Genomic DNA, 12,925 nt, shown 5'->3' with positions numbered 1-12,925 from the left:
TTTTTGGATAAATATTTGTAAACCAAGCAAAGCATCATCATATTAAACCGTAACTTTCTTCTATCAAATGATAAAAAAAATCTCATTCGCTTTCTTTCTGTTTATTTCAACGTTCTTTTTTGCTTGTGGACAAGAACATAAGGACGCTCAAAATTGGTTAGAAAAATTCAATAATGCAGGGCAAGCTACTGTTGTATTAAATAACGAAAAAGCACTTTTACCACTAAAAAAATTAGAGATCAAAACCATTGCAAGCATAGATTTAGGCTATAAATACCACAGTATTTTTGATAGCATCTTAAATAAATATGCTGACATTAAAACTTTCCCTCTTACAAAAGATCTTAATGCACTTAACGCCGATTTAAAATTTTTTAACACTATCATAATTCAAGTAACTGATAGTACAGAATTCAATGATGAAATTCTATTTTTCATCAATCAAATGGAAAACACAAGACAAGTAGTAATCAATTATTTTGGTGAAGGTAAAAACTTGGCAAAATTAAATAATGTTAAAGCCCCAATTGTGTTTTCTCCTGTAAAAGACCAACAAGCAGCTAGTTTTTCGGCACAATTAATTTTTGGTGGTGTAGCATGTCTTGGCAGATTACCTATCAGCTTTAGCGATAAATATCAAAGAAATACAGGTTTCGATATTGATAGAATCAGACTACAATTTACAGTGCCAGAAGATTTAAATATAAACGCAAACGATTTAAAAGCAATTGATGAGATTGCTGCTGAAGCCATAAGAAATAAAGCCACACCGGGCATGGTAGTTTTTGCCGCTAAAGACGGAAAAGTGATTTTTAATAAAGCTTATGGAGCCCATACTTACGATACTGATGCACAAAAAGAAAGTGTGAATGACATTTTTGATTTGGCATCGATAACCAAAGTTGGAGCTACCACAATGGAAGTAATGCACTTATATGAAACCAACCAATTAGATTTAGATACAACTATAGATACTTATTTAGCACAGGCAAGAAATACTGATAAAGCAGATATCAAGGTAAAAGAATTGATGTTGCACCAAGCAGGGTTTATTCCTTATATCCCTTTTTTTAGCGCCATAAAGCCAGATGATTTTAGTAGAGATTCGTCTGAAGTTTATAATGTTAAAGTTGCGGATAATTATTTCATGAAAAAAAGCTATTTCAATGATGTGATGTGGAAACAAATGTTAGCTAGCCCATTAAAAACTAGAGGGAAATATGTTTACAGCGATTTAAGCATGTATTTTATGAAAGAAGTTATTGAGCAGATTACTAAAACTCCTTTGCAAAATTATGTAAAAACAAATTTTTATAACCCTTTAGGAATGAGCTCAACTGGATTTAATCCCCGTTATCGTTTTACAAAATCAGAAATTGTGCCTACTGAGTTAGATACTTATTTCAGAAAAACTTTATTAATGGGTTATGTACATGACCAAGGAGCCGCAATGGTTGGTGGTGTTTCAGGACATGCTGGTTTATTTTCTAATGCTTCTGATCTAGCTATTTTATTTCAGATGTTATTAAACAGAGGAGAATATGGAGGCGATAGATATTTTAAACCAGAAATCGTAAACTTTTTTACAACTAAATATTCCGAACTAAGCAGAAGAGGTTTAGGGTTTGATGGTTTCGATTCAAAATCAACTTATGGCTATCCTTCAAAATTTGCTTCTTCACAATCTTATGGTCATACTGGCTATACAGGAACATGCGTTTGGGTAGATCCTAAAGAAAACCTAATTTATATATTGCTTTCAAATAGGGTAAATCCAGAGGTTAATAATAAACTTTCCACATTAAATATTCGTCCTAGAATTCAGGATGTTATTTACAAGGCAATACAAAATGCCAGAAATTAATAACAAAAGTGCATTATCAAGGTTATAAAAATATGAATATTAAAACAATCCAAAAACAAATAACTACACTGGTTTTATTAGTTATTTTAATAGTTAGCTTTTCTTCTTGTTCAGAAAAATTGAGCCCAGAGATGCAAAAGCTGAGTAATCAGAGAGAACTTTTAAAGCTCAATACCGAATTAAATAATTTAAATATTTCATTAGAAACTGAATTATCAAAAGTCAATGATTTAGTTAGGGATGTTAAAGAAGCAAATGATGAAGCAAGTAAATCAGCAGATGAAGCTAAAAGTCTTTCTGATGAGCTTGCAGAAAAACCAAGAGACAGTAAGTTGGCTTCAAAAGTTGAACAAGCTTCGAGAAGAGCTACAAAAGATGCGAAACAAGCCGAAAAGTTTAATTCAAAACTGGGTGATACCAATGATAATGTAAAAGAATATCAAGATGAAATCAGTAATGTGAAATCCAAATTAGAAGCATTGCAAACAAAGATTGAATTTGTTCCATCTGAGAAAGAATAATTAACCTTTGTATTGTTACATTCTCTTAACAATAAATGAAAGTTTAACCTCTTAATTTGTAAATCAGAAAATTAATAAATCAGAAAATATTTTAAATGAAAATAGGGATTGTTTGTTACCCGACATTTGGCGGTAGTGGAGTAGTAGCTACAGAATTGGGCAAAGCTTTGGCAGATAATGGACATCAGGTCCATTTTATAACATATAGTCAACCAGCTCGGTTAGATTTCTTTTCAGAAAATCTATTTTATCACGAAGTCTCCGTTTCAAAATATCCTTTATTTGATTATGCCCCTTATGAATTGGCACTATCTAGTAAAATGGTAGATGTGGTAAGGTTTGAAAAACTGGATATTTTGCATGTTCATTATGCAATTCCACATGCCTCTGCAGCATTTATGGCCAAACAAATATTAGCAACTTTTGGTATCCATATTCCTGTTGTTACCACATTACATGGTACTGATATTACTTTAGTTGGTAAAGATTTAACTTATAAGCCAGTTGTAACATTTTCCATTAATCAATCTGACGGTGTAACTGCAGTTTCAGAAGATTTAAAAAAGGCAACTTATGATCATTTCGATATTCAGAAAGACATCAAAGTAATCCCAAATTTTATTGATCATAAGAGATTTAAGTTAACTCCAAAAGATCATTTCAAAAAAGCAATTGCCCCACAAGGCGAGCGTATTTTAGTTCATACCTCTAATTTTAGAAAGGTAAAAAGAACACAAGATGTTGTTTATATCTTTCAAAAGATATTAGAAAAAGTGCCCGCTAAGTTATTAATGGTAGGCGATGGTCCAGAACGTGTAAACTGCGAACAATTATGTCGTGATTTAAAGGTTTGTGACCATGTCCGATTTTTAGGAAAGCAAGATGCCGTAGAAGAAATTTTGTCTGTTGGTGATTTGTTTATCATGCCTTCAGAAGCAGAAAGTTTTGGTTTAGCTGCATTAGAAGCAATGGCTTGTAAAGTTCCTGTAGTATCCACTAATACCGGGGGTTTACCAGAACTTAACGTTGATGGCATAACCGGATTTATGGATAATGTAGGTGATGTTGAAGGAATGGCAAATCATGCCATTTATATTTTAGAAGATGAAGACAGATTAAATAAATTTAAAGAAAACGCTTTAAAAAGGGCAGCAGAGTTTGACTTGGATTTAGTTTTGCCTATGTATGAGGATTTTTATAGGGAGATTATAGAGAAGAGCGTAATAAACTGATTTTAAAAAAAGAGAGGCTTTCTTATTAAGAAAGCCTCTCTTTTTTTTGTTTAAGAAAAAATGAAATTAATAACCTGGGTTTTGTTGTGCTGCTAATACTGGATTAGTGTTTGTTTCAACCTGAGGTATTGGCCAAATAAATTTAAAACCATTTGTTGCATTTATATCGTAAGGAATAGCGGCTATAGCTCTAGCTCCAGCGTATGGAGTAGATGTATTATAACTTGCAAAAGTTGCTGCCGCATAAGTTACTTTTGAAGGAATTCCATTGGTTCCAAAATTAGGATCTAACGCCAGCCTATGTATATCTGGATATCTACGTCCTTCGCCTAAGAATTCAATTCTTCTTTCATTAAGGATAGCCTGTGTTAAAGTAATACCTGTTGCGAAGCTTGCAATAGTAAATTGATTTGCTGCTAAAGTAACTGATCTATTTCTAACTGCATTTAGTAAATTTAAAGCTCTAACATCTAAAGCGGTGATTCTTGAATAAGCTTCAGCGACATTTAATAACACTTCTGCATATCTAATTATTGGATTCGCATCCGTAAATGTAGGGACATCCTTGTATTTTAAACTAAAATAAGATCTAGAAACCGCAGGTGGCACATCTGTTCCAGTTAAAAGGGTTCTCCTTAAATCATCAGCTCTCCAAAATGGTTGATTCCAAATTATAGGTGATATAGCAATTAATGCCCTTCCTGGTGCTCTAGAAAGCATAGTACTTAAAGAACCATTTGTTCCCGCATTACGTATTGTTGAGTGCTCTATAGAAAATATAGATTCTGTATTACCATAATTTGCTGCAGTACTAGAAAACGGACCGTCTGGAGAAGCCGTTAACCTATAAACAGCATAAGGTGTAGCACTTGCATACGGCCCTGATGCCGCACTAGTGCCTAACTTTGTGCCTTCTGTTATAACTCCAGCATAATCACCCATGTGTAATTTAATTCGAGTTTTTAAGGCTACTGCCGCTCCTTTGGTAGCTCTAGTAATTGTTAAAGAAGTACTGCCGTTAGTAGCTGTTAAGTTTGTTTCAGCAAAATCTAAATCAGCTAAAATAAAGCTGTAACATTGTGCAACTGTATTTCTTGGAGCATTTCTATTTTCTTCAACACGTTGAGGTGTATTATTTGCCACCTCTCTAATTGGAACACCTAAATGAGTTGCTCCAACTGTGTGATTGTAAGGTCTAGCAAATAAAACTAATAATTCATGATAACTTAAAGCCCTTAAAAAACGAGCTTCTGCTTGGCCCTTTAAAGAGACAGCTTGTGTAACAGTCCCAGCCGCTGAAGCAGCGACTAATTTTTCAATAACCTCGTTAGCCCTATTAATTGTGGCAAATAATGAAGTCCACATAGCTGTGTTGTTAGCTGTAGTAACATCATGAGTATTCTCATTGGTAATAGCGAAAAAAGAAGGAACAGCAATAAGGTCTTCACCTCTCATATCTCCTTGAATTGTATTAGCGGCACCAAAAGGATATCCTCTATTGCTTCCGTCGGTATAAGGGCTAGATTGAGCAGCACTATATACTCCAGTTATTGCAGCTAAGGCTCTTTGATCATTACTGTAAGCGTCATTTTCAGCTAGTGTATTATCAGGGGTAATATCTGTGAAGTTCTTACATGAACTCACTCCTAAAAATAAGGCTATAGTAAATGCTATAAACACCTTATTAGTTAGTACATATTTTATGTTTTTTCTCATTATTTCAAAGTTTTAAATACCTAAATTGATTCCGAATGTGAAAGTTCTCTGTTGAGGATTTCCGTTATAATCAACACCTGCACCATTAGTATTGGTTTCTGGGTCAAGACCCTTGTAACCAGTAATAACGAATAAATTTTGTGCTGAAGCATAAATTCTAACACTTCCTACACTTATTTTATTGAGTGCTTTTGAAGGAATTTTATAACCCAAAGACAAATTATCCAACCTTAAAAAATCACCTTTCTCCACAAATCGAGTATAAGCTTGATTATCTAAATTGATAAAAGTACTTCTACCAAAATAAACGCTTGGAGTAACGCCATCTCCTGGCTCCGCTACACTTTTCCATCTTCCTAGGATTTCAGTACCATTATTAACAAAGTTTTGATTAACTAAATCGGTTCTTGTTCTATTATAGATTAGGTTTCCTCCTTGATATCTTAGTAAGACATTTAGATCTATTCCTTTGTAAGTAAAGGTATTATTAAATCCTCCAAACCATTTAGGAAGAACACTTCCTAAAACTGATCTATCAGAAGATGCTAAGGTAGCTCTGTTATCAGGATTTGATGCACTTATAGGTAGAGCTGAATTATAATACTGATTTGGATTTGCAGGGTCATATGTATAATATGCTTGATTGGATATTCTTCCTTGAATAATAGTTCCGTTAGCTTTTTGATATAGAGGATTACCATTTGCTGGTGCAACTCCTAAATATTGATATCCATATAACGCGTTAATTGATTCACCTACTCTAATGATATTATAAGCACCAATTTGGTCTTCATTATTAAATAGAGCTAAAACCTTATTTTTTTGAGTAGTAAAATTAAATGATGAAGACCAAGTAAAATCACCTTTTCTCAAAACTTCTGCATTTATACCTAGTTCAAATCCACTATTTCTGATATTACCAACGTTTTGAACAATTGAGTTGCCCGGTACTCCCAATGAAGGAGCTGTTGGTGCTGATAGAACAATTTTATCATTGTCTTGTCTAAAGTAGTCAGCAATAAAGTTAATTCTACCATCAAGAAATCCCAATTCTAAACCAAGATCATATTTTTTCTGCTCCTCCCATCTTAATGCTGGGTTTCCTATGTTACTGAATCCTATCCCGCTTTGGCCACCATAAACAGCAGCAGAATATTGACCTAAATATCTAAATCTACCAATAGCGATATTTCCAACTTCAGCAAATGATCCTCTTATTCTAAAGTCAGATATAAATCCTAAGGCCGTAGAATTTTTAAAAAATGATTCTTCTGAGATTCTATAAGCTACAGAAACGCCCGGAAAATATCCTTTACGATTTGCTTCTGGCAAGTCAGAGTTACTATCTTGACGAATGGATGCTCCTAAGTAATATTTACTTTTATAATTGTAGTTTAAACGAGCTAAATAAGATTCTAATCCAAACTGAGATTGACCCCCCCCAACAGTAGGTGTAACAAAAGTACCTGAAGTTATATTTTGATTCCAATAAATATCTGTGATATTTTATATAGAAGCTTGATAAAATGAAGATTTTTCTTTTTGATATTCCTGAACCAATGTTAAATCTAAGTTATGATCTTTATTAAAGGATTTGTTATAACTTAAAATATTTTGCAAATTCCATCTAAATGAGGGTGAATAAGCTTGAGAAGCAGTTCCATTAGCCCCTCTTCCGTCTCCATGTCTTGGATCGTTAAAAGTAAAATCATCTACATAACTACCATCAATTCCTATTTGGGTTTTAAATTTTAAACCAGTTGCAATATTTACTTCTAAATAAGTTGACGCTAACGCTCTATAAGTTTGTGAAGTCCTTAAATTTTATCAATAACAAATATTTGATTAGGAATATTATCAGATATTGCGATTAAGTTAGAACCCCTACCAACAGCAACTCTATTGGCATCGATATTATATCCGGTAACATCTGCTGGATTGAATACAGTGACGTTTGGAAGCATTCTCGAGCCACCAAAAATATTTCCAGAAAGCGCATTTGACCCAATAGTTGAGCCCTTATTGTTTTGATATGTAAAGCCAGATGTTATACCAAAATTTAAATATTTATTTATTTTTTGATCAAAATTTCCTTTTAACGAGTATCTTTTTAAGGAATTCGCTCTTAGAATACCATCTTGATCAGAATATCCTAAAGAAAAATAGAATTTACTAGTTTCTGTACCACCAGTTGCGGAAACAGAGTGATTTTGTTGGTTGGCAGTTCTAAATAAGAAATCTTGCCAATCAGTATCTACAAACCCGCCATTACCATCAGGTGTGGGAAAGGCTTGTGGTGCATTACCAGAAGCGACAAATTTTTCATTAGAGACCTCAATAAATTGATCTGCATTTAACAAATCAAACCTACTAGAGTTTTTTGCTGTTGCGTAATATCCATCATAATTAAAAACAGTTTTGCCAGCTTTACCTCTTTTTGTAGTTATTAAAACAACCCCATTCGATGCTCTAGAGCCATAAATAGCTGTTGCAGCACCATCTTTTAAAACCTCAAAAGTCTCAATATCATTTGGATTAATATCAGCTAAAGCGTTAGCAGATGTAAATCCACCAACATCACCACTAAAAGCTGGCACACCATCGATTACATATAGAGGAGTTACCCCAGAAGATATAGAGTTTACGCCTCTAATTCGAATTTGAGCAGGTTGACCAAGTTGTCCAGAAGGAGTAATTACTTGAACCCCTGCTATTTTCCCTGCCAAAGCCCTATCAAAAGAAGGAACGGAAACATTGCTAATTTCAGACCCTTTTAAAAGTAGAAGACGAACCAGTAACATCTTTTCTTAATTGAGTTCCATAACCAACAACAACAACTTCAGAAAGCTGTTTATTATCAGAATCTAAAGTTACATTTAATGTTGTGCCATTAATAGTCACTGTTTTGTTTGTGTATCCAATAAAAGAAAAAATCAATTTTGTTGAGCCACTTGGCGCTCTTAACGAATATTTTCCATTTACATCAGTTTGGGTGCCAAGTTTTGTACCAACGATGGTCACGCTAACTCCTGGCAAAGGAGATCCGTCGGTTTGATCCGTTACTGTACCCGTAACGGTCTTATCTTGCGCTAAAACGCTCGTAGCTATTAGCAGCATGACAAAGAAACTTTGTAAGAGTTTTTTCATACAATTTTAAAAATTTAGTTTAGTTATAGTGTGAATTAATCTGTAATATAAATGAAGAAAAATGGTAAAAACAAATAAAAATTTAACAACTTTTAACATATTGAATTAAAATGCTGAAAATCAGATATTTAAAATTTTTGCGTTTTTGTTTGTTTCCGGTGTGGCTTGTAAGATTGAAATTTTTTTAACTTTATGATTTTGTAAATTCTGATGATTTAAGTTTGATTAAATACTTTTATTTTAAAAGCTAAGCCTATTAGTCAATTATTTTAAAAAAATAGTTTATTTCGACTCAAAAAAGTCATCGATTTTTCTACAAACCGAATATGAAACCGTATAAGATCAATTATGTCATTAAGCATTTACTTAACGATAGCTTTCAAATGATTTTTAATGCTAAGACGCTATAAAAATTAGAGCCAATCTGAAATTTAAGCTTTTGTTTTAGATATTTAGTGGAATTTTTACTTGTTCATTTAAATTATAGATATTTATATAGATATATATCTTTATTAAAAATATTATGAACTAAAATTATTTAAGTTGATAAAAAAAATTGAGTTAAAATAAAAAAGTCCTAACTACTTAACGGTTCGGTTAAATAGTTAGGACTAATCAAAACCTATTTTTTAATAAGCGGAAGTGTTTGATGTTAATGGTTTAAATAAATCTCCAGTTACTAATTTAGGTGTATTAGTGTTGGTATTTAATTCGCTTTGAGGATACAAAAATCTTTGAGGTAATATTGTGCCTGATACAGGAGCAATCCCTAATAGATTTTTGGTTCTTCTAACATCTGTAAATTGCTCTATTTGTCCAATTAAGCTAACGTATCTTTCTTCAATTATTTCTTTTAGCAAGGCTTGATTAACTGTTGTTCCTGTTAAAGCTGGGTTTTCAATTTCACCTGGAGCAAAATCTGTTAATAAATAAGGTTGATATGACTTACCAAAACTATAATATCCAGAAGCTACGTATCCAGAATTATTATAATAATCTCTTACGGTATTTAATGCTACTAAAGCTGAATTTGGATCAGCATTAGCTTTTTTCATGTAAGATTCTGCAAGGATCAACTGATTTTCTCTATAATTTAAGAGAATATTAATAATTCCATCTAAACCTTTGTCTTTCTGCATCAGAATCTGGAGTAATATTTAAAGGGAAGATCAGCCTAATTGAAGTATTTCTATTGCTATTAAATGCAGGAATCCAATCTAAATCAAAAAATTTATTGTTTTCTATTTCTAAATTATCAATTAAGATGTTATCATTCTTATTTATAGTAAAAGTTGCCTTTCCATTTTCATTAATTGATGCTACTAAAGATAATTCTTTTGCACTTTCCCTATCTAAACTTTTAAAAGCTTTATTTTGACTTAGCAAATCAAATAGCAAATCAAAACTAAATAAAGGCAATGCTAATCTAAAGTCTTTCATTTTTTCTTCAGAAAAACTATAACCTATGTTAGAAAAAAAATTTGGTATTAAGAATATTAATTTATTGGATGAAGAATTAAAAGACATTTTAAGAGAACCATCATTATTAAATAATAACCATAATCCATTCCTTAAACCATTAGAATAATTACCTTTTAGGACAAGTGCATTTTTTGCATCATTAACATAATAGTTACCGTTTAATACTTTAGATTCATCAATAGAATAATAAAGTGAATAATTATCCGAAATATACTCTTTTTTTAATATTGCTTGCTTTACTTGAGAAACACTCAGCTTAGTTAAAAATATTAATAAAATTAATAGTTGAATTTTCATTTTTAATTGTTTGTAAATAAGAAAAGTTGGTTAAAAACCAACCTTTCTTATTGTCTTTGGAATAAATTTAAGGTTTATGGCCTAGCGCTTTTAAATACCCATTTTTCACTAAAAAATGTCCGATCACTACCACCTTGAATCAAAACATATTTAACTTCTAAGATTTTGGTGTCTCCGGTAACAGTAAATTTATTTACACCAGTAGGGTCAAGCCTTGCAGATCGTAAACTTGAATTTGTGCCTTGGCCAAAATAATTAGTAACACTTGTTACTTTTCCATCAGCATCCATAGCAAAAACTGGAGAAAAATTACCGTATGATGATGTAGCCGTACCACTTTTAATAGGATGAGCAAAGTTAGCTGTTGCAAATCTACCGTCATACATGGCAACAGTATTAGCTCCTTGAGTTATTAAATCCTGCTCTATCGGGTAAAAACCTGTCAATGCTGCGGAGACAACGTCTAACATCGGTGCAGTAGCTGATACAGTGTAAATGCCATCATATTTATTTTTTGCCTTAATATTTAGTAAGATAGTCCTAAAGTTCGAACTAATAATACCGAAAGAAGAGCTAGCTATGGTTAGCGGTAAAACATATTCCTTAGTTAAATCAAATTGGTCAGTTTTTAAATTAATAACAATTTGAGATTTTCTTTCTCCACTTGGTATTAACGCAACAAGATTAGCTATTGTATATAAATTGGAAGGGAGAAGAATGAAATTAGTTCCTTGTTGTGTATTGTATTCAGTAATAACAGAAGTAGGAGCTAATGCCGTTGTTACTGTAATATTTTCTGGAGCGGAAGCAGCTCCAGAATAGCTTACCGGAACAATCAATTCAATTGATTGTTTAATTTCAAGTGCTGGGGAAAACAGATAATATTTAGCTCCCGCAGGGGAAGCAATGTCTGCAGGGTTTCCGAATTCAATAACATTGTTTGATTTTGAAGGATCTAAGACTATATTATCCTTTAAACAGGAACTCAACAGAGTAACTGAAATTAGTACGGTAAAAATATTTAATATCTTTTTCATTTTCATTTATTAATTTATGTCCCAAAATATTCTTGAAGTAAATTGATTTATACCTGTCGGTACATTCGCTGCATTCTTTTGTAATTCATCTTGTGGATACAAAATTCTAGCCGGCAGTTTATCTGTCCTAGTTGATGTAGACTGTGTAGAAGCAAAACTTAGAGTTGCATTGGCAGAACCGTTTGTGATGGTTGGATAGGCAGTACGTCTAAACTCATTCCAAGCCTCAAAACCGCCAATTAGATTTAATGCTATATATTTTTGAGTAATAATAGCTTCTAATCTTTGAGCGTCTGTAGTAGACGCCGCATAATCAACTAATCTGTTACCAACATTGTCTGAAATATAGGCTGTAACTTCTGTTGCTATTGTTGCGGCTGTTTTGGCAGATGTATTATTAACATCTTTATTTACAAAAGTAAATGACCTTTCGATACCTGCTCTATATGCGGTAGCTGCTAAACCTGAAATAAATCCTTTCAAATTTGCTTCTGCTAAAAGAAAACTAGCTTCAGCACCTAATAAAATTGGAGTTCCAGCTGTTGCTCCTTTAATTAAACCCAAACCATCTAAGCCACTATTTGCGACACCTAAATACCAAACTGACGCACCTGTTGGAGCTAACAACTGTCCAGATGGTGGCTCAAAACCAAGCTGATTTATGACTGGAGATGGAAATCCTCTAAATGTTAGGGCACCTCTTCTAGAATCGTTAATTTTGTTACTGTAAAAGTTCAACAAAAATCTAGATGGTAAACGCGATCTTCCTGTACCTGAAACGACATTGACTACTGTAAATCCATAAGTATTCCAAAATGGACTTTGCTTACCATCAACTTTAGAATAGCCAGGCTGTACAATAGCATCATCCGTAATAACACCTAAAGTGGTATTGAATGATGCAAATTTTGTAGTAACAAAAGATGATAAATTTGCCACTCCAGACATTTTTATTAGTAACCTCAATTTTAATGTATTTGCAAAACGTTTCCATCCATTCATATCTCCTTTAAATAAAGGGTCGGATGCTGATGATATTGCAACTGGTGCATCAAGAGAAGTGCTAGAAACAGATTGTGCAAGAGTAATAGCTGTTATAGCAGTATCTAATTGAGCAACTAAATCTTGATAGATTAAAGGAGCAGCGTCATACTTTGGAGTTAAGTTTGTACTAGATTTTAAAGCATCAAAATATGGAACGTCATTGTAAGTATTAACTAATCTTTCGAAGACGAAAGATTTCATAATTCTAGAAACAGCATTTGAATAAATTAAATTTTTATTCCCATTAGTTTGGTCGAAAACATATTGATAATCACGCAGATTAGCATAAGAACCAGTAAATAACCCTTGAAATTCTGTATTTACGTAATTATAAGTCCATACAGAACCAAAACCACCAAAGCCACCTGCATTTACTGTATAACCCACAAGATCGTTACCATAAGCATTAAAACCAACCGATCCACTTGCAGTTGCATTTATAGCTGCTGGTAAAACCAAATCTGGTGTTGCCGATGTCGCTTGATTTGGATTATCATTAATATCCAAATAGTTATCGCATGCAGAGAATAGGAATAAGCTACTTGCTGCCAGCATTATATTAAATATTTTTTTCATAATTACTCA

The 12,925-nt window shown here is 32.7% G+C and carries 11 protein-coding genes; 3 read left to right on the top strand and 8 right to left on the bottom strand.

The window, feature by feature from the left end:
* Positions 1-67: 67 nt before the first annotated feature.
* The 3 genes from A5893_RS10885 (at position 68) to bshA (ending at position 3,617) form a co-directional block, all read left to right on the top strand.
* Positions 68-1,864 (top strand): serine hydrolase domain-containing protein, encoded by a 1,797-nt coding sequence (locus A5893_RS10885; protein WP_068822603.1) that lies wholly within the window; start codon positions 68-70, stop codon positions 1,862-1,864.
* A 32-nt stretch (positions 1,865-1,896) separates the two neighbouring features.
* Entirely contained in the window at positions 1,897-2,385 is a 489-nt protein-coding gene (locus A5893_RS10880; protein ID WP_068822853.1) for a hypothetical protein, read from the top strand.
* A 95-nt stretch (positions 2,386-2,480) separates the two neighbouring features.
* Entirely contained in the window at positions 2,481-3,617 is a 1,137-nt protein-coding gene (bshA, locus tag A5893_RS10875) for an N-acetyl-alpha-D-glucosaminyl L-malate synthase BshA (RefSeq protein ID WP_068822602.1), read from the top strand.
* Between the two features lie 66 nt (positions 3,618-3,683).
* Here the strand turns inward: bshA and A5893_RS10870 are convergent, their stop codons facing one another.
* From A5893_RS10870 to A5893_RS10845, 8 genes are all read right to left on the bottom strand, one after another.
* Positions 3,684-5,333 (bottom strand): RagB/SusD family nutrient uptake outer membrane protein, encoded by a 1,650-nt coding sequence (locus A5893_RS10870; RefSeq protein WP_068822601.1) that lies wholly within the window; start codon positions 5,331-5,333, stop codon positions 3,684-3,686.
* A gap of 12 nt (positions 5,334-5,345) precedes the next feature.
* Positions 5,346-6,809, bottom strand: a complete 1,464-nt coding sequence (locus A5893_RS17880; RefSeq protein ID WP_232456857.1) for a TonB-dependent receptor domain-containing protein — start codon at positions 6,807-6,809, stop codon at positions 5,346-5,348.
* A 341-nt stretch (positions 6,810-7,150) separates the two neighbouring features.
* A complete protein-coding gene (locus A5893_RS17875) occupies positions 7,151-8,134 on the bottom strand; it encodes a TonB-dependent receptor plug domain-containing protein (RefSeq protein ID WP_198342311.1) in 984 nt (327 codons plus the stop codon).
* Positions 8,097-8,480 carry a carboxypeptidase-like regulatory domain-containing protein gene (locus A5893_RS17870; RefSeq protein WP_198342310.1) on the bottom strand — a complete coding sequence of 128 codons (384 nt, stop codon included), beginning with the start codon at positions 8,478-8,480 and terminating at the stop codon, positions 8,097-8,099. The genes A5893_RS17875 and A5893_RS17870 overlap by 38 nt, the downstream gene beginning before the upstream one ends.
* Before the next feature lie 629 nt (positions 8,481-9,109).
* Positions 9,110-9,619 carry a RagB/SusD family nutrient uptake outer membrane protein gene (locus A5893_RS10860; RefSeq protein WP_068822600.1) on the bottom strand — a complete coding sequence of 170 codons (510 nt, stop codon included), beginning with the start codon at positions 9,617-9,619 and terminating at the stop codon, positions 9,110-9,112.
* The gene (locus tag A5893_RS10855; RefSeq protein WP_068822599.1) at positions 9,585-10,259 is read right to left on the bottom strand and encodes a hypothetical protein; all 675 of its coding nucleotides are present in this window, start codon (positions 10,257-10,259) and stop codon (positions 9,585-9,587) included. The genes A5893_RS10860 and A5893_RS10855 overlap by 35 nt, the downstream gene beginning before the upstream one ends.
* Positions 10,260-10,333: 74 nt before the next feature.
* On the bottom strand, positions 10,334-11,296 hold the full coding sequence (locus A5893_RS10850; protein ID WP_157687543.1) for a DUF1735 domain-containing protein: 963 nt from the start codon (positions 11,294-11,296) through the stop codon (positions 10,334-10,336).
* 9 nt (positions 11,297-11,305) lie between these two features.
* The gene (locus tag A5893_RS10845; RefSeq protein WP_068822597.1) at positions 11,306-12,916 is read right to left on the bottom strand and encodes a SusD/RagB family nutrient-binding outer membrane lipoprotein; all 1,611 of its coding nucleotides are present in this window, start codon (positions 12,914-12,916) and stop codon (positions 11,306-11,308) included.
* Positions 12,917-12,925 lie beyond the last annotated feature (9 nt).

This window comes from Pedobacter psychrophilus (genome assembly GCF_001652725.1).
GTDB classification, from domain to species: Bacteria; Bacteroidota; Bacteroidia; order Sphingobacteriales; family Sphingobacteriaceae; genus Pseudopedobacter; species Pseudopedobacter psychrophilus.
This window is presented reverse-complemented; position numbering and strand designations above follow the sequence as displayed.